Here is a 21,837-nt window from a genome sequence, read left to right as displayed (position 1 = left end):
GTTTCATAAACTTAAGAGTTAATTATCGGCATCACTTTACTTCCAATTAATTCGATGGATTGCATCAATTGTGAATGAGTCAAGCCCGCATTGTCCATTTGGAAGGTCAATCTTGAAATCCCACCTAGATCTTCACTGAATTGAAGAATTTTTTCCGCAACCTCTTGCGGTTCGCCTATGGTTAAAGCCCCGTATTTACCAACTTGCGCATAAAAATGAGATGGCGTCATTGCCGGCCATCCCCTTTCTCTGCCCATTCGGGTAAAAGTTTCAGCATAGCCAGGATAATAATCTGCTAATGCCTTTTTGCTGTCAGTTGTTACATATCCTAAACAATGGATGCCTACTTTTAATTTTTCCGGCGAATGTCCCGCTTCTTTTCCTGCCTGTCTGTATAAATCTACCAAAGAACGAAACCGTCTTGGTTCACCTCCGATTATAGCAATCATAAGCGGAATACCTAACTTCCCTGCTCTTACGAATGATGCTGGAGTTCCTCCAACACCTATCCACATTGGAATTTTATCCTGATAGGGTCTTGGATATATAGGTTGATTTACTAAAGATGGCCTGAATTGACCTGACCAGTCAACCTTTTCATTATTTTGGATCTGGATCAATAATTCCAACTTTTCCGCGAAAAGTTTATCATAATCCTCAAGATCGTATCCAAACAATGGGAATGATTCCGTGAATGAGCCTCGTCCTACAACTAGTTCTGCCCTGCCTCTTGAGATAAGGTCGAGCGTTGCAAATTCCTGAAAAATCCTTACCGGATCAGCCGCGCTTAAAACTGTAACTGCACTGCTCAATCTGATTTGCTTCGTTCTGGCTGCGGCTGCGGACAAAATAACAGCGGGTGCTGAATCGAAAAATTCCTTACGATGATGTTCACCAATACCGAAACTGGATAGACCAGCCTGGTCCGCGTGCTCTATCCTGGATAATAAATTTTCAATTATATCTGCTCCATCAACGGCATTTTTAATAGTTCCGGACGCAAAGCTGTCTATACCAATTTCCATATTTTTTATTTAAAATTACATTTGATCTTTCTATCTATCTTTTTACAATGAACTGATTTACATTGATCAAATTATTCTTTATTCAATTCAGAAAAATGGTTCTTTACGGAATTAATTTTTGATTCAAGCTCTGTTATAAAAGCCTCATTTACAATTCCGTTTTCTTCATTAAAATTAGCGTAGAAATTAGGCAATGAAAATGTTTCTATCACATTTGCGCCAAAGTGTGGAAATGTGTTTTTTGCCGTTTCTAGTACGGTTAACCCACCTCTTGGCCCCGGAGATGAAGCCAGAATAAAGATTGGTTTGTTTCCAAATGCCTTGCGATCCGGAACCACTGAAATCCAATCATAGATATTTTTGAAAGCAGTAGTATAAGATCCGTTATTTTCTGCGAGGGAAATTAGAAGAAGGTCACTTTCATCTATCTTTTTAGCAAAGTCCAAAGCAACTTCAGGCATTCCTGTCTTGGCTATTTTATCTACGCTGAACAATGGCATTTCATAATCATTCAAGTCAAGTATTTCTACAGAGTGATTATCAAAAAAGGATGCGGTGTGTGTTACTAATTTTTTGTTGATGGAAGCATTACTGTTACTTCCTGCAAATGCAAGGATTTTCATTTTTTTAATTTTAATTGGTTAAATTCTTCTCTTATTTAGAATGTAAATTTATAGAGTTAATGAAGCTAAAAAACATGAGATTTGATAAAAAAAACCATTGACAAATGTCAATGGTTTTTTTAGAAATATGATTACTAGGAACTTTTGGTTGCAAAACAAAGTACAGAAAAACAGCAAACTCAATCTCTATCTCAAATAGCGTTTCTTCGTAAAATGTTTTTAAGACGAATGCTAAATCGGCAATATTACTTAGTCACTACCTACTTTAAATTTTCTATGAAATCTACTATTTCCGGGTAAAATTCACTTATGTCTTTATATTTATTTCTATTCTTTGTATAGTTATTAAAAAACAGGTTTAGTTCTTTAAAATATTTGTAATGTTTGGATTGATTTTCAACTTCTTTTAGTTCCATTTCAAGCCCAAATTTCTGTCCCAATATTTTTGAAACACAAACTCTGACAATTAATTCGTCTAACTCATTTTCCCATACCTTCTCTTTCAGTACTTCATTCTTAGCAGTTGTCAGAAACACGTTTTTCTTCTTACTTAATCTTTCTCTGTATTTTGGGATAAAGTCATTTAAATATAAGTGTGAAATCTCGTGAATTACGACATTTGACAGCGGTATGAACTTTACTTCAGTTTCATTATTCTGAATAATGTTGTCATCTTGTAGATAAGCTAATTTGAAAATCTTTTTACCTTTAAATTTTTCATCATTAATTTCAATAGAATTGTTGCCAAGATTGTTCAAAATATCTACATAAATCAATATTTCTCCATCAGATGGTTTATTGTAAAACTTCTCTACATCCGTTAAAACGTTACTCTCAAAAATCGATTTCTCTGCAAATGAAGTTATTTTGGCATATTCCCTTTTATGAGTTTTTATAAAGTTCCCTACATTACAATCTTTATAGAACTCATTGAAATTTGCTAGGAATGTTGTCATATCCGTACTCCTTAATTGATATCCTGAATACGGTATCTCTAATTTAAAAGGATACTCATTTGTAAGAAATAATCCTATAATTGATAAATCATAGCTGTCCCAAGTATCCAGATTCCTATACCAATTTAATGATTTATGATTTTTATATTTTTCAAAATAACTATTAAAATCTTTATAATATGTTGACGATGTTGGCTTTCGATCCAAAGTGTCTCTGGTTGCCAATGTATAAAAAATAGTGATTGCTTCAATTCTGCTATCAATTTTCACGTTAACGTTTTTTTGAGCAAACGAATGAATGAAAATTGTGAAAAATAAAAATGTAAAAAATGTTTTTTTCATTGTTCTTGTTTATAATTTATTTTAGGCTTTGAATATTTCGTTTAAAGATATTAACAACTTCCCTCAAGAATTTGTTACATTTTAGGATTATTTATTTTCAATTTTAAAAGCAAACTGCATCAATCTAAGCAAGAATTTATTCCAGAAAATCGAATTCTAAACTTTACTTAGATTGGCGGACATTTAACAAATTTTTTATTTGACTTTTAGCCTCAATAAAAAATTTCAATAGAAATCATTCTATTGAAATTTTTTATTTATCTACTTAGAAAGTGTTACTGAGGAAATATTGTCAAACCAATCTTTTGATAATAATCAAGCCAGTATACTATATTTTAGCGCTTAGATTCATTTTACCGTATTTCCCCTCATAAAAATCCTGATAAGCTAAAATAATTTCGTCTTCACTGTTCATCACAAACGGTCCTTCTGAAACCACAGGCTCTATATATTCCTCACCTCCAAACAATAAGATATCAATTGCCGAACGATCAGTATTTTTAATTTCTATCAGTCCTTCATTCCTGCTAAATTCCACAAATTCTCCTGCTTCAAATTCAGTGTCATTTAGTGTAACTTTTGCTGTAGGTAAAAATGCCGCGCTCTCCATTTTATCATTCAGTTTGATAGAAAATTGTTTCCCCGCTTCCAAGTGGATATGGTATAAAAACTGCTCGGAATAGTTAGGAATCTGTGAACTCAATTCCTCATAGCTACCTACGATTACCTTTATCCAACCACTTTCATCAGCCAGTTTTTTTTGAGGTACGTCGTTTGCCTGAATCGCTAAATGTGCCGGTTTTTCTGCTTTATTTTGTGAGGGGAGGTTGATCCAAAATTGGAATCCTTCGACGAATTTGCTATCTGTCTCCGTATCATAATTCAAATTTCCGTCGTGAAGAATTCCTGTACCAGCCTTCATCCATTGCACTCCTCCAGAATGTATCTTTGCATAATTCCCCAAACTGTCGTAGTGTTCCTCTTCTCCCTGAATTACGTAAGTTAAAGTAGCAATACCACGATGAGGGTGTGCACCCATACCGCTTTTGCTTATCATTTTTTTAATAAAAGGAGCAACATAATCAAGAAATACAAAAGGGCCTACTTTATTTACATATTGATTTGGAAGCATTCTATTGACACTTAAAGACCCCACATTTGTTACATTGCCTTTTGTTGAAAAGTTTGTTTGCTTTTTCATATCTAAATTAATGTTTTTTATAAGTCTTGTTTAATTTGTGTACCTTCATTTATGTTTTAAAAAAAGGTAAATTACTATATCAGTAAAAAATTAAGCTTTTACTTTATTGTAAAAAACAAAGGAAACGGATAAGATTGCTAAGAAGATGATTGGTATAATTGCAACTGAAATTGGGTCTCCACTTGCAGTATGTGCAATAAATGCAGATACGAATGTCAAAGCAAATCCGAAATAAGCGACTGCTTTTATTTTGCTTGGAACCTGTGGCAAGATTAATGCGAAGCCTCCTAAAATTTTGAGTATTGCAAGCTCTATTCTAAAATAATCCGGTAAGCCTAAATGTACGAATGCCGCTTTCATATCAGCATTTGTTAAGTATCCAAATGCACTGAAATGCATCATAGCACTAACAATTCCGGTTGTTACCCAATAAATAATTTTGTTCTTGTTCATTTTGTCTGATTTTAATTAAATTTCTTTGTTATCTACAATGCAAAATTATTGTATAAGTGTGGCTTAAATTCTTGAGATTTGATAAAAAAAACCGTTGACATTTATCAACGGTTTTTTTCTATTATCCTAACACAGAATGTTATTTAAACAACTGCCTTTTAATTCTGCTTAACGTTTCCTGGGTAACACCTAAATATGAAGCAATTAAATATTGAGGAAACCGCTGAATAAACTGAGGATAGTTATTGGCAAATTCTTCGTAGCGTTTTTCTGCAGTGCTGCTGATGGCAGAGTTTAACCTACGCTGACTCGCAATGGCATTTCTTTCATCCATTAATCTTATCATCTGTGCCATTGATGGTATTTTTGTTATTAAATCCAGCATATCAGGCCTTGTAATAGTGAGCAAATCCGTATCTTCCCATGCATCAATATTGTAAACAGATGGAGTAAGCATTGTCGCACTTTCACGGTCATTGACCCAATAGTTTTCAATATATAAATGGACAATGTGCTCTACCCCTTTATCGTCCACACTATATTGTCTCATCGCTCCTTTTACAATAAAACCAGCATATTTGCTGACATCTCCTTCCTGCAAAAAAAATTGTTTCTTTTTTACTTTTTTGGGTATAAAAGCAGACCTAATTAATGTTTCTTCTTCGCTTGAAAGGGTTAAGGAAGTATATTGATTAATATATGAGAAAAGTTTTTGATGCATGGATTTGATTAAACTGATGCAAGTTATAAAAAAATGTTGATTTTATGTCATTAGTATTATTGAAAGACGCACTATAAGCCATAAAGGCTGCAAATATTAAATCAAGATAGACTTGAAATTCATATCATTTTTAAAATCTCCTTTAAGTTGTAATAAGATTGTAGCCTTGACTTGAACAAAATTCTGCACATATTTTTCCTGATACCGGAAGTAGAACCTGTTATTACAACTATCTTTTCTATGTGGATTGTTTTAGCTTTATTCTTTCCTTAAGTAATGTTGCTTAAAATAAGATGTAAATTCCAATGAGTAGATGACATTACTTCGAATATTGAAGGTATGTTCGTCTATAATACATCTACTGCAGGTACTTTTCCAAATAATGTTGTGCCTGGATTAAAATACCGTCATCTATCTGTCATGGTTGCTCAATTAAAGTAATGAGATATTTTAATATCATTATTGTCTTTCAGCTCCAGGATCCTTTTACTTATAAAATCATGCGCTTTGTATCTTTCCGACTGATGGATAGGAGTGCCACATTAAATTTCAAGGGCATGGATGTACAAATTCATCCAGTCTGAACCAGTAACAGATCCCTTTTTCAAAAATATTATCCTGCTATCTGTCGAGTTTCATCTAACAGCCCAAAATGTATCAACGCCTTTTCTATTCCGTGGTCATCAACATCTTCAGTGATATAATCAGCGATCTCTTTGACATTATCTCCGGCATTGCCCATGGCAATTCCTATCTTGACACACTTCAGCATAGAGATGTCATTTCCACCATCTCCGAAGGCCATCGTTTCTGATATATCAATATTAAAATATTCACAAAAATATTCTATACCTCCTTGTTTGCTTATTCCCTGTGGATTGACATCCGCAAATAACGGTGTCCATCTTGAAGACAATGAATTTGGCATGACCTCACGCATAAAAGTTTCCTCATTCTCAGGATCGATAAATACATTGACCTGCAGGACGTTTTCAATATCAACATCTTCCTTGTAATACAAAGGCGGCACCGGAATATCAACGTGACGATATAGCTCAAGGACCTTTGGACTTTCGTCACTGATCCTCACAGTATCTTCATACATCAATGAAAAACTCACATCAGATCTTTCCGCGTAATCGATAAGATTTCTAATATCAACAGAGTCGATCACTTTTCGGAACATTACCTGACCTTCAACGGTCGTACAGTGTCCACCATTGAACGTAAGAAAACCATCAAACTCAATATGTTTTATATGATCGAGATCATTGACCGATCTACCCGTGGCAACAATGACCTTGATTCCTTTTGCCCGAAGGCTTTTTATTGCATTGCTCGTAGATTCCGGAATTGATTTTGTCTTGAAGCTGAAAAGTGTTCCGTCCACATCAAAAAAGACGGCTTTAATTTTAGGGTTTTCCAAAGAGGTCATATTAATTGATTAGTGCATCATTTTCATAAAAGTACAAACAATATTCTGTCAGATCTCACCCGCACATAGTTTTAACTTTACTTTAATATTAAAGTATCAAATCAAACAAGTAGTTATCACGAATTCATTTCATTTTTATTACTAATTACAAAATTACTCCAAGTTTCAGAAAGAGAAATTGATCAAAGTGCCGATCAAAGATGTTTGGTATGCTAACTTTTGAGCGTTATTTTACGCTGAAAAAAGCAAACTCTCAATTTGGCTTCAAATAGTCTCGATCTGACTACAAATATTACCGCGTTAATATCCACCTTTGCTGTATCAAATTAAAACAATCACCATTATGCAAACTAATGAAGATAAAGTGGCACTGGTATCAGGTGCCAATACAGGAGTAGGTTTTCAGATCGCTAAAGCTTTGGCAGATGACGGTTACACTGTCTATGCAGGATCCCGTGACCTTCAGAAAGGACAGGCCGCAATCGGCCAGATAGGCGGTAAGGCAAAAGCTGTCCAGCTGGATATCACAGATCATATTTCTGTAAGAGCTGTGGTGGAGCTTATTGAAAGTGAATTTGGATATTTGACATTATTGGTCAATAACGCAGCCATCTCACACGCGGGAAGATCCGGACGCACAATGGAAGAAGTCTTGGGATCGCAACGTGCCAGCATCGTCCCCATCGATGATCTGAAAGCTGTTTGGGAAACCAACGTCTTTGCCACGCTTTCCATCACCCAGGCATTTTTGCCTCTTTTGCATAAAGCATCTGCCGCAAGGATCGTGACCGTTTCCAGCGCATTGGGATCTTTGACGATCAATGCCAATCCTGAAAATCCCTACCGCTCGGCCTTCGATGCCGCCTACGGTGCGTCTAAGACGGCACTCAACGGCATCTTCCTTTCTCTGGCAATAGATCAGGAAAACACCAATGTGAAAGTCCATCTGGTAAGTCCTGGATTTACCTCTACCGCACTCAACAATTTTCAGGGAACAGAAACGGTGGAAGAAGGATCCAAGGAACCCATCAGAGTGGCATTGGCGGAAGATCTTCCCAATGGAAGCTTTACCGGACCAGCTAATTTCAGCGGGATTGACAACATTTTGCCTTGGTAGATCCGAACAACCTAAAAAAACTGTGATAACCTTTTTGTCACAGGTTTTAATAAATTTATAGTATGAAAAGAAAAGACGATAAACTTGTACGCTTTATTTCCATCTCGGAAAGCCATCAGGCCTTTGGACTGCCAGCACCTCAGCATCCATTGATAAGTCTTGTTCATTTCAATGAAGGCAATCCTTTCAATGCGGAGATGGCGCCGATCTATGATGTCCTGGATTTCTACAAGATAACTTTCATTACAAAAAACAGCGGAAAGCTAAAATATGGTCAGGATTACTATGACTACAATGAAGGTAGTATGCTCTTCTTTGCGCCAAATCAATTGGTTGGGACCACAGAATACAACAGCGAGACCTATTGCTACCTGCTACTCATCCATCCCGATCTCCTACTGGGGTATCCCTTGGCGAAAAAAATCAGGGAGTATGGTTACTTCTCGTATTCGTCCAATGAAGCCCTGCATTTGTCTGATAAAGAAAAGGCAATAATACTTTCAATTTATCAGATCATGGAACAGGAACTGAATAACGGTGTTGATGAATTTAGTCAGGAGGTGGTCATCGCCCAGATAGAGTTGATGCTTAGCTATGTGAATCGGTTTTACAAGCGCCAATTCATTACCAGAAAAACTGTCAATGACGACATTCTTGAGAAGCTGGAAAGTATACTGGATGATCATCTCAACCAGAAAATGCTGCATCTGGGTGTTCCAACAGTACAATATCTTTCCGACCGTCTGCATATTTCGCCAGGTTATCTCAGTGACATGATGCGCTCCCTCATTGGTAAGAGCACAAAGCAGTATATCCATGAAAAGCTCATCGAAAAAGCAAAAGAAAGATTGACGAGCACGGAATTGACAGTCAGCGAGATCGCTTATGAACTTGGTTTTGAACATCCGCAATCTTTCAGCAAACTCTTCAAAGCTAAGACGAATACTTCTCCTTTGGAATTTAGAAATTCCTTCTATTGACAAGGGTTTGAGATTGATATTCAGATAAGGACTAGCGAGCTAAACAACAACTATATCAGTTTGTTCTCTGTCGCTATCTTCACCAGTTCAACCATATTTTTGGCCTTGAACTTCTGCAGGAGATTTCTGCGGTGCGTCTCTACCGTAATGACAGAGATGAACAGTTTTTCGCCAATTTCGATTGAAGTGTGCCCATCGGCTATAGCAAGCAGTACCTGTTGCTCCCGCTTCGTCAATCTTGGCAATTCGAAGTAGCCTGAGGAGGGACGCATCATAATATCCTGCACTTCTTTGCTCAAGGCAAGATCGCCTCTTATGGCATTATTGATAACCTTAATAATTTCTTTGGGGTCGGCATTTTTGAGAATATATCCATTCCCTCCATTTTCCAGAAAACGGAATATGATGCTACGTTCCGCCTGATTGCTGATGCCGACCACAATGGTCTTGGGCAGCTTTTGTTTGATAGTTTTACAGAAGTCCAGACCGCTTCCGTCAGTTAGGACAATGTCCAGCAGTACAACATCCACTTTATTTTCCTGGATAAAATCCAAGACGGTTGCGCCTTTGGTAAAGGAAAAGATCTGAAATTTTCCATCTTGTTGCAGAAGTGATCTCAGGCCTTCCAGGATCATAGGATGGTCATCTACAATGGCCAGATTCAATAGGTTCTTATTATACATGACATTCTACATTTATGGTGGTCCCCTCTCCCTTTTCTGAATGAATATCTACTTTTCCATTCATCAGACGGGCCCGGTTCTCGATATTCCTCAATCCTAAACCGTAAGTGATCCTTGACCTGTCAAATCCCACGCCGTCATCTTCCACTGTCAGGGCAAGTGTCTTGCCATCCTGGCTGATCTGGACGATCACATTATTTGCCTGAGCGTATTTGATCACATTGCTGATGCTTTCCTGGGCAATCCGGTAGAGCGCCAGCTGAATGGGAAACGGAATATTGTCAGAGACACCAAAGGCCTCAAACTGGATCGAGAGATGCTTGTGCGTCATCGATTCGCAGAGCTCTTTCAGGGCTGTTTCCAGTCCAAGGTTTTTGAGTGTCTCTGGCATCAGGTTTCTGGAGATCCTTCTCATCTCAGAGATGGATCTATCTATCTTCTCCACAATATCTGTGGCGCGGTAAGCTTCATTAGAGGAAATGGACATCCTAATATTAGCAAGCATCCCGCCCATGCTGTCGTGCAGATCCTGTGCAATACGTTGCCTCTCCTGCTCCTCTCCTTGGAGTACAGCCTTTGTAGCCTCATATCTTTTTTCGTTTTCCATATGTAACAAATCCAGCTGGTGGCTGATTTTGACCTGCTGGTTCAGCTTCTGTTGCTTTCTGTACGTCAGATAGATGAGAATTGCAATAATGAGGATGAGTCCGAGTGCGATAGCCAGGATCGTAATGCGCAGGTTTTTGTTTTTGGACATCAGCTCACTCTCTTTTTTGTCCTTTTCCAGACGGTTGATGGTCTTTTGCTTTTCGGATGTCTTGTGCAGGATCTCATATTCATTCATTTTCTGGACAAGTTTTTGCTGATTCAGGCTGTCTCCCAGATCATTGCTCCTCTTCATCCAATGGTATGCTTCCTTGTGCCTGCCCAACACATCGTTGACTGCCGCCAGCTGCGTATAGGTTACCCGGCGGTTATTAGCCTCCTTCCCCAGAACATTTTCCTTCAGAACGAGCTCCAACTGTTGCCTGGCCTTTAAATAATCCTTCTGCATAAGATATACATTGTACATTCTGAAATATAAAAGATGAAGAATCTTGAACTGTTTTTTAGCCTTTGCCAATCTTATCCCAGCATCCAGGCTGCCGAGTGCCTTGGGGTAATCCTCTCTCGTGGTGTGATACATCGCCTCCTGATAGTAGTAATTCGCGTAATGCTGAGAATCGGGATAATGTTGTACCATTGCCTTGGCCTTGTCCAGATAAACCTTTGCCGTCTTACTATCTGGCCTGTAGCAATAGTTGCTGACTATATTGAGATAGGTGATCAGGCGGACCGAACTATCGGCGGGTAATTTCTTCAATTGACTCAGCGCCTTGTTATGATATTCCTCTGCCTTATCAAACTGCCCTACCGACATAAATGTCAGTCCCAGCTGCGTATAGCAGTATGCGAGCAACTCTGTGTTGTTGGCCTTCTCGCTCAAAGGGATACATTTCTCGGTCAGGGCCTTGACCAAGAGATCATAGCCTCTGTCCTCTATCTGGACATAGGCCTGATTGTACAATGCCCTTATAAGGACACCCTTGTTTTCAGGATCGTCCTGTAGCTGCTTTATGGCTTTCCCATAAAACTTCGCTGCATCAGCCTTGCTCCCTTGATGGGTAGAGAAAATACCCTGGTAATAATCTAACAAACCAGGGGACAGGACATCCTTTTTTGGAGAATTCAACACTTTGTTTAGAGCCTGTACGCTTTTCAGACTGTCTGAGGGTGCCCAATATTCTGACAATAGGAGATAATTCTGAAGGATTATCCCTTGATCTTTGCCACTTTTGATGTTCCGATCAATCTGATCGAGGTACCGGGACTCATCGATCGGAATCAGTTGCTGTGCTTTACAGACATTTCCCAAAAGCAATAGCACTAGTAATAAAAACGTGGTTCTAAACATCATTCCCAAATTATATTACAAATATCCAAATAAAAAAAACGCAATGTCCCACCACCACTCAAAATAATGGTAAACCATTAGAAATAAAATCATTGTTTCAGATGATTGCCTCCCGATTGTATTCTGTAGAAATTTGTGTTTCACTAAACGTAAAAAAGTATGATTATGAGAAAGACAAGTATTAAGATCGCCCTTTACGGGCTCTTATCAGTGATGACATTCGGGACCGTGATAACGAGTTGTAGCAATGATGATGATGACATTATGGAAGAGACCGTCGGCCAGGGTAGCCATTACAAAATCACGGTAACGCTGGACAATGTCAACCCCGACGATGATTATGTATCAGTGGTCGTAGCGGGCGGAACAGGAAGCGGAAAAACCGATGTCTGGAAGGTTAACGGCGTGGTCAAAACCGGCGAGTCTGCCATAGGTCTTGGCGACAATGACTTTGCCGGCAGTACAAAGACCTATGTTATTGAAACGACAGAGCCCATCGCCGCATTCTCCGGAGGCGTCCAGATCATCAATTACGGCGCACCACTGCCTGTCAAATACAAAATTGAAAAAGGCAACGAAACGGTTGTCAATGAAAATGTCACCTTGACCGGGGACGGCGCCGATCTCACCAAACAATACTCCTTCTAACACGAATTCACTTATAGGGCGTTACTCTAATTATTTAAAACGCCTGAAATCCTGAGAACAATCTCAGGATTTTTTGTTTGAAACTTAACATCCAGGTGAATGGCAAATGGTCATCGTCACAAAGAAAATGGCTTTTATATCAGATCCGACCTAATATCATTGACATCATAACACCCATTAATTGGTTAACTTTGCAGTTCTCTTTATAAAAGCGAACAGGCCTTGTCCCATTGACGTTCAAGATAAATTATATGCGGCATGACGAAAAATTTACCCTTCATTTATTTAGTACTTGCAGCATGCGTTGCTATGGCAGTATCATTTTATCGAACTGTTTTATTTCAGATATATGGATTTGACTCGGTCATTGTCGGATGTCTCCCCAATTTTACTGCTGTACTTTTGATAAGCTTAATTTTTAACCTTGCAAAAAAAAGCAAAAAAGATAGCAACCCATTAAAGGTGAGTGTAATGGGAACAGGAACAATGGTGTTTTATGAACTTATTCAGACCTTTATCCAAGGACGTACGTTTGACTGGTTTGATATATTTGCATCATTGATAGGTGGTGTATTTGTGTACACTATTCTATTAATGGCTCGTCAAAAAAATTAATAAAGAATTTACCGACGCACATAAAATTAAAGCAATAGCAGGAAAAGATCTATAAATATTTACTTCATCTTAGCAAAGTGGACATTGTGGTGAAACCAAAGTTACTGTATCGCCTTTTCTAAATAAATTATAATTGCGATGATAAAAGTCGTTCTTTACAATAAAAAAATGTTAAAGGCCGTGCTTATTCCTATGGGAAATAATGCAGGGAATGGACGGTATATAAGCGCTTAAAAACAACCCACAGATTGGAGTTGATGAAAATGCGGGGGATCTCTATGGTCGGCAAAAGCGCGGTCGCAGTGATCTACTATCAGAATTTTATTAATTCACCAACTACTATGATGGACAAAACCTGACAGTTTCGTTACACTACAATTTTGAAAATAAAAAAAGTACAAGATCGAAATGTGAGATCTGACGAAAAGAAAATGGCGAATTAAGTATGATCATTTGCTTTAATCTTTTTGACGATCATCTGGATCAAAATTTCAATGAACTATATTTGCATTTTGTCAGATTTCAGGCTATTTCTTTTGTAGATCACATTTCAAGGTAGCCGTAAGGATATTGAATAGTTGTTAAAACGGGCAATAGGCAATCAGCAGTTTAAATGCATCTTGTGTATTTGATCTTTTTCCAGAATATTGATCTTGGAGAAGTAAATATAATGCTTTAACAAATCAATGTGTATTTTTAATTTTTGTAAAACCAACTTCCAATCTCTTTAGCCCATCGATTAGAACATTTCTCGGGCAACCGATATTGACTCTCAGAAAACCTTCACCAGCGGTTCCATACAACGTTCCAGAATTGACCCAAAGCTTCTCTTGCTCAAGTAAAATTTTTGATAAATCATTAGAAGTTTTATTTAATGATCGGCAATCCAGCCATACAAGATAAGTTGCCTCCAATGGAATAACTTTGATTTCAGATAAATTTCGGTTGATAAATCCTTTAAGATATTCATAGTTTTCATAAAGGTAAATTTTCAATTCCTCCATCCATTGTTTTCCGTTTTGATATGCAACAATCAATGCTGTAGTAGCGATGGGATTCGGATAACTTGTTTCCTGAATTTCAAAGGTTTTATGAATTTTATTTAATATTTCTTTGTTTTTAGAAATGACATAAGAAATCGGCAAACCCGCAAGATTAAAAGTCTTACAGGGCGAACCGCAAGTCACAGATTCCAAGTCGTAATTTTCAGCGACGGAAGCGAAAGGAATATGTTGATGGCCTTCAAAAACCAAATCAGCGTGGATTTCGTCTGATACGATCATTACATGATGTCTAGCGCAAATTTCCGCCATCTTTTCCAGATCATCTTTTTTCCAGACTTTCCCTATGGGATTATGAGGATTGCAGAGTAAGAAAAGTTTTGTTTTCGGATGTGAAGCCTTAAGTTCAAAATCCTTAAAATCAATCTGATAGTTTCCATTTTCATAAATCAGATTATTTTCTAGCAGACCAACATTGCAATTTTCGATAATGTTATAAAAATGATTATAAACCGGTGGCTGAATCATGATATTTTCACCAGATCGCACAAAAGTCCTGACAATGGCAGATAGAGTCGGAATCATCCCAGGACCTGAAATGATCATATTTCTTTCTATTTTAAATTGATGAATATCTGCCCACCAGTCGATAATGGATGAAAAGAAATCATCTGGAACATTACCGTATCCGAAAACGCCGTAAGATACTTTTTTAACAATGGCTTCGGTAATTTCGGGAGCCGTTTTGAAGTCCATATCAGCTACCCACATTGGCAAAACCTCGTCCTTTGCCAAATCCCATTTCACCGAATCGGTTCCCCGCCTGTTGACGATTTCATCAAAATTGTATTTGTTTGCCATTTAAATTCTATTTTGAATCCAGGTATTTTTTAAGGTCAGAAATGCTTTTTACTTTCAATTCCTCTGCCTGTTTTTTCCGCATCATTAAAGCATAAGAATTATTGAACCCAAGCGGTTCCAACCATTGAATTTCATATTGTTTCCTGAACTCTGAATCTACAAATTTATACGTTTTATCGGTACTTTGCGAAACATTTTGAATGGTTTTTGCTGATGGTTTCAATAAAACTAAAAGTCCCGTTCCTGTATATTCAGGATAAAAATCGATGGCGCCGTTCATTAGTGCATCAAAACAGATTTTCGTTCCGCCCAATCCGGTTTTGGTTTCCACTTTATAATTGGTGTAGCCTTCAATCAGCATTTTATACATTTCTGTGAGGATGTACTGCTCGCCGAAAATCTTTGAACCGATTCGAACTGTTCCCGAATTTCCGTTTCTGGAAACTCTGAACAGTTTATTTTTCACTAAGAAATCCTTGGCAATTTTTTCAGGCGTTTGATTGAGATAATCTGAACGGTAATTCAAATCGGTCATTATCGAATCGTTGAATTTTCCGGCAACTAAGTTCAGAGTCTTTTCCAGTTCAGGAAATTTCTCCAAAGTTTTCATCTTAATAATCGGTGCCGCAAAATAGGGTGGAAAAATCTTTTTATCATCCTCCAAAACATACAAATCGAATGCTTTGATTCTGCCGTCTGTAGAATATCCGCTGATTAAATCCAACTCATTTTCGTAAGCGGCTTTGTACATCACGGCATCATTCACAACTTTAGGATTGACATTCAAACCATACACAGAACGCAAACCTAAATCTCCGTCCTGTCTTCCCATAAATTCTGGTGTAAAGCCTGCCTTTAACTTATTTTTATCTGAAACGGAATTCATTAAATAAACAACTCCAAATACCAATAAAACTGCAGGAATGATGTATTTTAATTTCTTTAAAAACTGATAGCCGGATTTCTGCAGAACAGCAATCGTCTGGTCGAGCAAAATCGCCAATAATGCTGCAGGAATGGCACCTGCCAATATCATATTGCTGTTGTTTAAAGAAATTCCACCGAAGATAAATTCACCCAGACCACCAGCTGCAACAAATGAAGCCAAGGTCGCCACACCAACATTGATTACTGCAGCGGTGCGAATTCCGGCAATAATTACAGGCATTGCCAGCGGAAGTTCAACTTTGAAAAGCATTTGTTTACGGTTCATTCCCATAGCTTTTGCCGCTTCGATGACTATTGGATTAACGCCGGTAATTCCGGTGAAAGTATTTCTGATAATCGGTAAAAGTGCATAAATCAACAAAGCGACGATGGCCGGAGTTGCCCCAATTCCAAAAGCAGGAATCATAAAACCTAATAAAGCGATACTTGGAATCGTCTGTAAAATCCCGGCAAAACCAAGAACAGGATTTGATAGTTTTCTTTTTCGGGCAATCAAAATTCCCAGTGGTAAACCGACGATAATTGCTAAAAGTAATGACAGAAATGTCAATCCCAAATGTTGTACAACCTGAGTCAGTAATTTTTCGTGCTGTTCGATAACGAACTGCCAAAGACTTTGCTGCGTCATACAATTTGTAATTTTCGGTAGTCGTTGAAGGCTTTAATCAACATTTCGTAAGCATCTGTATTTTTATGGTCAGAACTTAATTTCTGTAAAGCATTCCAGACACTCGTCTCTTCTGTAAACTGAAATTCACCGATGATGTTTTCTGAATCGATAAAAGATTTGACATCATTCAAACTTGCGACTTTGTATTCCAATAACAGTCTGTTTTCGGCAAAAAAATTCTTTACAAAATCATTCTTGGGACGATACAATATTTCTTGTGGAGTTCCGGTCTGAATAATTTTTCCCTTATCCATCAAACAGATTCGGCGTCCCAGTTCAAAAGCTTCCTGAACATCGTGCGTAACAAGAATAATGGTTTTATTTTTAAGTTCTTCCAGCGATTTGAATTCCGAATGAATATCAGCCTTTGTAATATTATCTAAAGCTCCGAAAGGTTCGTCCATTAACAGAATCGGTGAATTGGCAATCAAAGCGCGGGCAATTCCCACTCTCTGCTGTTGGCCACCACTCAATTCGTTGGGAAAACGGGAAAGTACATCTCCAGGAAGATGAAGCTTGTGCAGGAGTTCTTCGGTTCTGTTTTGAATCTTTTTCTTGTCCCATTTTAATAATTCCGGAACAACGGCGATGTTTTGCTTAATCGTATAATGCGGAAACAACCCTGAATGTTGCATCACAAAACCGATTCCCATTCTCAGCTCTTCCACTTTCCGGTCACGGATATTTTTCCCGTCAATCAAAATATTTCCAGAATCAGCTTCTATCAGACGGTTAATCATTTTCAAAGTGGTCGTTTTTCCGCAACCACTCGTTCCTAAAAGCACCAATATCTCTTTATCATTGGCCTGAAAAGAAATATCGTCCACTGCTGGTTTTCCGTTGAAAATTTTTGAAACCGAATCTACTGTAATCATAAGCAGTTATTGAGCAAGTCTGATTCCGGTAAACTGCCACTTTAAGCCAGTCTGAAAGAAGTTGCGGTATGTATTTCTGCTGTGTCCGCTTGGCGTTGCATCTGAAGCGCCACGCAAAACCATTTGATTGACCATAAATTTGCCATTATACTCTCCTACTGCGCCGGCTTCTTTTTTAAATCCTGGGTAAGGCAGATAGGCAGAGTTCGTCCACTCCCAACGGTTTCCCCACTCAAAATGATTGGAGGCAACTTCCCACTCAGCTTCGGTTGGCAGACGCATTCCTTTCCACGAAGCAAACGCTGAAGCTTCATAAAAGTTGATGTGACAAACGGCATCATTTAAATCTAATTCCTGAAGTCCATTTAAAGTATAATTCATCCATTGCCCGTCAATCAAGTGCCAGTACAGAGGAGATTTGGCTTCATTCTGTTTTACCCAATCCCAGCCTTCGGCGTGCCAATGTCTGAAATCATCATAGCCTCCAGCTTCCATAAATTCTAAATATTCCTGGTTTGAAACTAAGCGGTCTGCAATTTCAAAATCATTAAGATACACTTTATGTCTTCCCAGTTCATTATCAAAACTGAAACCTTCTCCTTGAAAACCGATTTCATAAACACCTTCATTAAAGTGAATCATTTCGATGTTTTCAGAATGTTGTTTCGTTGAAAAAGCTTCATTTTTATACGCCGGAAAAAGCGGATTGTGACCTAAAATATATTTGATATCTGTTAGCAACAATTCCTGATGCTGTTGCTCGTGATTGAGACCAAGTTCGAGTAAAGGTTTGATTTCTTCTGTTAAATAATCGCTTTGGAGAAATGCATTCATTTGCTCATCAACATATTTTCTGTATTGATAAATGTCAGAAACGGAAGGACGGCTCAGATTTCCTCTGTCGGTACGGATAACTCTGGCGCCAATCGTTTCATAGTAGCTGTTGAAAACAAAGTTATACTGAGCATCAAAAACCTGATAGCCGGGAAAATTGGGTTCCAAAATAAAAGTCTCGAAAAACCAGGTCGTGTGACCCAAATGCCATTTCGGTGGACTTACATCGACGATTGGCTGAACCACATAATCCTCAATTTCCAGAGGCTCGCAGATTTTGACAGAATGATTTCGAATCTGTAAATATTTCTCGGCCCAATTGGTTGTGGAATTTGGTATCGTAAGAGTTGAATTTTCTTTCATTGGTATTAAATTTAAAATTAAAGCACTTGCCAAATCGAATCTACAAACCATTTTTTGGAGTCAACAATCTCATTAATGATGTGAAATTTAGAATCCCGTGCGAGTTTGCTGATATCATCCTGAGAAAATTTTTGCGAGATTTCCATATCAATCAATTCATTTTCTTCGAAGCGAAAAATCTGGTTTCCGATATGTACATTTTGTTCCGTCAAACTCACAAGATAACTTTTGCAAGCGCCCGAAATCGGGTCATAGGTTTGATAATGCTGGTAATTCAGAACATCGAAATCCGCTTCAAGTTCGCGGTTCATTCTGATGAGAAGATTCAGGTTGAAAGATGATGTAATTCCAGCTTCATCATTGTAGGCATTGAGAATCGTATGCGGATTTTTCTTAAGGTCAAAACCAATCAGAAGAATGTCGCCACGATTGAGTTTCCTCCTTAGTTCTCGGCAGAAATGATAGGATTCTCCCATATCCATATTACCGATATTGCCACCCAAAAACAAAACCACTTTTCGTCTTTGTGAGATGGTCATTGCCCTGTCGAGCATATCAAAATAATCGCCTTCCAAAGTAATGACTTCCAGTTCGGGCAAATCTTTACGGAATTTTTCATCTAATTCTTCCAGAATATGTCCAGAAATGTCAATCGGCATATAAGTGAAATCGATATTCTTTTTGGTGAGATGTTCCAGCAGAAAACTCGACTTCATTGCATCACCGGCTCCCAATTCTATCAAATCGAAAGGCTCATTATCGATCAGGATGCTTTTTGCCAATAGCTCGGTTTTATTTTTGAAGATATCCAGCTCGCAATCGGTAAGATAATAATCGGGCATATTCATAATTTGTTGAAAAAGCCTGTCGCCTGCCTCGTCGTAAAAATATTTAGAATGTAATTTTTTCGGACTGCTCTTAAATCCTTCCAGAACGTCTGCCAGAAAAGTGTCCTTGGAATCGTTTTGCGTTTGAAACTCTGTTTCCACCTGTGGATTCATAAATATTGTTTTTTGGTTCTTAGAGGACTACAACTATCTTGCCGCCTCCGAAATTGGTTCCATAAAAGTGTGCGCTTCCACAATTTCTTCCAATATGAAAAACTTTTTTATTTTGGATGGATCTTCCCATTACTGATCTCATGAATAAAATTCTAAAAATATTTTTCTTGCACACGCATTCGTCCGCTGTCATAGACCGTTAAATTCGTAAATAAACAATTACAATAAATAACCTTGAAGTAAATTAAGATTTAAATTATAAAATCTATTTTTTGACAAGATACATTTGAAGACGACCAATGCTGTTAACTGTATTCTACAAACTGATTATCAATATTTAGCATCAATTATTAGGAAATGATCAACCGACCATGTTCCGTGCTATCATTCCATTTCGCTGGTAAAACAATACTGATTCTACTTCCGGAAATCCGGCTTTAAACTCTGCTATCAATCATAATTTTGAACGTCCTAACTCTAATAGAAAATTATCCATCTCTAAAAACTTTCGTAGGTATCGTGAAAATATTTTTTTGTGTTTTTGGAATCAATTATCTGACGCTTATTTTGACTTCACAACTAAAATCTTATTTTTCGCTATTCTCTTTTCGAGACTTATGAAACCTTGTCAGCAGATAAGATCATCTTTATCTTATCTTTCTCTACCATATCTTTTACTCAATCAATGATAGCCGATATAAATAATAATTTCCTATATGATTTAAAGCATAAAAAAATAAGTTTTTTGTATTTATGAGTACAAAAAATAGGTACACCTTTTGAACAGTGCAGAAAAACAGGATTATCAATGGAAAGAAATGATTTTGGAAGTATCACTATGATCGGAGGTGGCCCGGCCGCCCTTTTGATGTTGAAGAACATCGTCGATAGTGATCTTAGACCTGAAAAGATCTACATTTTTGAAAAAAATGAAAGATTGGGAGTTGGCATGCCTTATGGAAAGATGGGCTCTTTGAGGGAGCATGTCGCAAATGTCTCGGCCAACGAGCTCCCTACATTCATGGTTAGCTTCGAAGATTATCTCTATCAGAATCCAACAGATGAGTTCCCTGATTTTGCAGTGGATGGAAAATGCAATTCGTATCAGGTGATTCCCCGCCTTTTACTTGGAAATTACTTAGAATTTGTATTTAAACTGTACATCACGACAGCTAGACGCAACGGGATCAAGATCATTACCAAAACGAATACTGTAGTAGTAGATATTACCAAAGATGACAGCGATGGACAATACAGGATCATTGATAGTGAAGGTAAGGAGTATCTGACCGACAGGTTGATCTTGTGCATAGGTCATTACTGGCCTAAAAAACACGAAGACAAGACGATAGGATGGTATGATTCCCCCTACCCGCCCTCCAAATTCCAGTCCAACTCAGATTTTCCGATTGCCATCCGAGGCACTTCCCTCACTGCCGTCGACGCTGTCAAAACACATGCAAGACTTAATGGCTCCTACGAGACGATGTCTGACGGCCAGCTAAAGTACAAGCTTCATAAAGGTTCTGAAAACTTCAGGATCGACATGTTTTCCACCGGAGGTTTCTTGCCGGCATTGAGGTTCCATTCTGAAGAGGAGGCTTACTCCAATGAGTGGACAATGTCACTTGAGGACATATATGATTATAAAAGCGCCCACAATGGATTTGTTGATCTGGATCACGTATTCGAAATTAACTTTAAAAGACCATTGATGCAGAAAGACACGCGCTTTTACGAGAGGATAAGGGATCTGACCATCGAAGAATTTGTCGAGGATATGATGACCATAAGAAAAGAGCTCGATAGTTTTAAACTCTTCAAGGCAGAGTACACAGAAGCAGAAAAATCCATCCAGAAGCACCAGTCCATAAGTTGGAAAGAAACGCTTTCAGCCTTTAGCTATTCAATGAACTATCCTGCAAAACATTTTTCCGCCGAGGATATGCTACGCTTGAGAAAGACCCTGCTTCCATTGATCTCCATCATCATCGCCTCCCTTCCACAATCCTCCTACAAGGAGATCATTGCTTTGTATGATGCCGGGATAATTGACCTTGTCCAGGTAGATAAGGAAAGCTTTGTAGAACCTCATTCTGCCATCGGCGGTATTTATCACTACCGATCAGGACAAGACAAACAGTTTCAGAAACACTACCAGCTGTATATTGATGCTGTCGGTCAGAGACCATTGGAAGTGCATGACCTTCCCTTTGAGGGTCTGCGGTCTCAAAAGTTAGTTAGCAGTGCCTATCTCAGCTTTAAAGATAGAAGTAATGCAGAGGAACTTCAGGAAGACAGCGAGGTCGAACTGTTCAAAGATAGTAATAACAATTATTACATGAAGGTTCATGGTCTCGAGATCAATGACCATTTCCAGTCTCTGGATCAGTACGGTCAAGCCGTAAAAAGCCTCTTTATAATGGCAGTTCCTTTCATTGGTGGATTGAACCCCGACTATTCAGGTCTCGATTTTTGTGATACCGCGGCCAGTAGAATTGTCAAAGCCATAAATTGAGAAGAAGACAAAT

General features: G+C 38.1%; 19 protein-coding genes. 5 read left to right on the top strand and 14 right to left on the bottom strand.

Annotated features, from left to right (window positions below; all coding sequences use genetic code 11):
• Positions 1 to 11 precede the first annotated feature (11 nt).
• The 7 genes from IO90_RS09110 to IO90_RS09080 form a co-directional block, all read right to left on the bottom strand.
• On the bottom strand, positions 12 to 1,025 hold the full coding sequence (locus IO90_RS09110; RefSeq protein ID WP_034965847.1) for an LLM class flavin-dependent oxidoreductase: 1,014 nt from the start codon (positions 1,023 to 1,025) through the stop codon (positions 12 to 14).
• Between the two features lie 71 nt (positions 1,026 to 1,096).
• Positions 1,097 to 1,648 (bottom strand): NADPH-dependent FMN reductase, encoded by a 552-nt coding sequence (locus tag IO90_RS09105; RefSeq protein ID WP_034965846.1) that lies wholly within the window; start codon positions 1,646 to 1,648, stop codon positions 1,097 to 1,099.
• Between the two features lie 260 nt (positions 1,649 to 1,908).
• On the bottom strand, positions 1,909 to 2,946 hold the full coding sequence (locus IO90_RS09100) for a DUF4932 domain-containing protein (protein ID WP_034965845.1): 1,038 nt from the start codon (positions 2,944 to 2,946) through the stop codon (positions 1,909 to 1,911).
• A 328-nt stretch (positions 2,947 to 3,274) separates the two neighbouring features.
• Complete coding sequence (locus IO90_RS09095; RefSeq protein ID WP_034965844.1) at positions 3,275 to 4,147, bottom strand: pirin family protein; 873 nt, start codon at positions 4,145 to 4,147, stop codon at positions 3,275 to 3,277.
• Between the two features lie 90 nt (positions 4,148 to 4,237).
• A complete protein-coding gene (locus IO90_RS09090) occupies positions 4,238 to 4,600 on the bottom strand; it encodes a DoxX family protein (protein WP_034965843.1) in 363 nt (120 codons plus the stop codon).
• A 139-nt stretch (positions 4,601 to 4,739) separates the two neighbouring features.
• Positions 4,740 to 5,321 carry a Crp/Fnr family transcriptional regulator gene (locus tag IO90_RS09085; RefSeq protein WP_034965842.1) on the bottom strand — a complete coding sequence of 194 codons (582 nt, stop codon included), beginning with the start codon at positions 5,319 to 5,321 and terminating at the stop codon, positions 4,740 to 4,742.
• A gap of 613 nt (positions 5,322 to 5,934) precedes the next feature.
• Positions 5,935 to 6,756 (bottom strand): Cof-type HAD-IIB family hydrolase, encoded by an 822-nt coding sequence (locus IO90_RS09080; protein ID WP_034965841.1) that lies wholly within the window; start codon positions 6,754 to 6,756, stop codon positions 5,935 to 5,937.
• 364 nt (positions 6,757 to 7,120) lie between these two features.
• Between IO90_RS09080 and IO90_RS09075 the strand changes: the two genes are divergently transcribed.
• Both IO90_RS09075 and IO90_RS09070 read left to right on the top strand, forming a co-directional pair.
• Positions 7,121 to 7,873, top strand: a complete 753-nt coding sequence (locus IO90_RS09075) for an SDR family NAD(P)-dependent oxidoreductase (RefSeq protein ID WP_262483375.1) — start codon at positions 7,121 to 7,123, stop codon at positions 7,871 to 7,873.
• Between the two features lie 149 nt (positions 7,874 to 8,022).
• Positions 8,023 to 8,853 (top strand): helix-turn-helix domain-containing protein, encoded by an 831-nt coding sequence (locus tag IO90_RS09070; RefSeq protein WP_316931172.1) that lies wholly within the window; start codon positions 8,023 to 8,025, stop codon positions 8,851 to 8,853.
• Between the two features lie 50 nt (positions 8,854 to 8,903).
• Here IO90_RS09070 and IO90_RS09065 read toward each other — a convergent pair whose 3' ends face one another.
• Both IO90_RS09065 and IO90_RS09060 read right to left on the bottom strand, forming a co-directional pair.
• Entirely contained in the window at positions 8,904 to 9,518 is a 615-nt protein-coding gene (locus IO90_RS09065) for a response regulator transcription factor (protein WP_228374668.1), read from the bottom strand.
• A gap of 10 nt (positions 9,519 to 9,528) precedes the next feature.
• On the bottom strand, positions 9,529 to 11,493 hold the full coding sequence (locus tag IO90_RS09060; RefSeq protein ID WP_228374667.1) for a sensor histidine kinase: 1,965 nt from the start codon (positions 11,491 to 11,493) through the stop codon (positions 9,529 to 9,531).
• Positions 11,494 to 11,655: 162 nt separating this feature from the next.
• On the opposite strand from IO90_RS09060, the gene IO90_RS09055 reads away from it, so the two are divergent.
• Both IO90_RS09055 and IO90_RS09050 read left to right on the top strand, forming a co-directional pair.
• Complete coding sequence (locus tag IO90_RS09055) at positions 11,656 to 12,138, top strand: hypothetical protein (RefSeq protein ID WP_034965836.1); 483 nt, start codon at positions 11,656 to 11,658, stop codon at positions 12,136 to 12,138.
• Between the two features lie 258 nt (positions 12,139 to 12,396).
• Positions 12,397 to 12,753, top strand: coding sequence for a VanZ family protein (locus IO90_RS09050; protein ID WP_034965835.1), 357 nt, complete (start codon positions 12,397 to 12,399; stop codon positions 12,751 to 12,753).
• Positions 12,754 to 13,436: 683 nt separating this feature from the next.
• On the opposite strand, the gene IO90_RS09045 is transcribed toward IO90_RS09050, so the two are convergent.
• Genes IO90_RS09045 through IO90_RS09025 form a run of 5 tightly spaced genes read right to left on the bottom strand, consistent with a single transcriptional unit; the run spans position 13,437 to position 19,306 of the window.
• The gene (locus IO90_RS09045; RefSeq protein ID WP_034965834.1) at positions 13,437 to 14,615 is read right to left on the bottom strand and encodes a MalY/PatB family protein; all 1,179 of its coding nucleotides are present in this window, start codon (positions 14,613 to 14,615) and stop codon (positions 13,437 to 13,439) included.
• A gap of 7 nt (positions 14,616 to 14,622) precedes the next feature.
• Positions 14,623 to 16,191, bottom strand: coding sequence for an ABC transporter permease/substrate-binding protein (locus tag IO90_RS09040; protein WP_034965833.1), 1,569 nt, complete (start codon positions 16,189 to 16,191; stop codon positions 14,623 to 14,625).
• Positions 16,188 to 17,108, bottom strand: coding sequence for an ABC transporter ATP-binding protein (locus IO90_RS09035; protein WP_034965832.1), 921 nt, complete (start codon positions 17,106 to 17,108; stop codon positions 16,188 to 16,190). Before IO90_RS09035 ends, IO90_RS09040 begins: the two co-directional genes overlap by 4 nt.
• Before the next feature lie 6 nt (positions 17,109 to 17,114).
• Positions 17,115 to 18,305: an ergothioneine biosynthesis protein EgtB gene (gene egtB, locus IO90_RS09030; RefSeq protein ID WP_051878461.1), complete on the bottom strand. Its 1,191-nt coding sequence runs from the start codon at positions 18,303 to 18,305 to the stop codon at positions 17,115 to 17,117.
• Positions 18,306 to 18,322: 17 nt separating this feature from the next.
• A complete protein-coding gene (locus IO90_RS09025; protein ID WP_034965831.1) occupies positions 18,323 to 19,306 on the bottom strand; it encodes an L-histidine N(alpha)-methyltransferase in 984 nt (327 codons plus the stop codon).
• Positions 19,307 to 20,114: 808 nt separating this feature from the next.
• Here IO90_RS09025 and IO90_RS09020 point away from each other — a divergent pair.
• Positions 20,115 to 21,824, top strand: a complete 1,710-nt coding sequence (locus IO90_RS09020; RefSeq protein ID WP_034965829.1) for an FAD/NAD(P)-binding protein — start codon at positions 20,115 to 20,117, stop codon at positions 21,822 to 21,824.
• The last annotated feature ends 13 nt before the right edge of the window (positions 21,825 to 21,837 follow it).

This window comes from Chryseobacterium sp. FH1, assembly GCF_000735135.1.
Classification (GTDB): domain Bacteria; phylum Bacteroidota; class Bacteroidia; order Flavobacteriales; family Weeksellaceae; genus Epilithonimonas.
The sequence above is the reverse complement of the archived record's forward strand: the minus strand, read 5'-3'. Positions and strand labels throughout refer to the sequence as shown.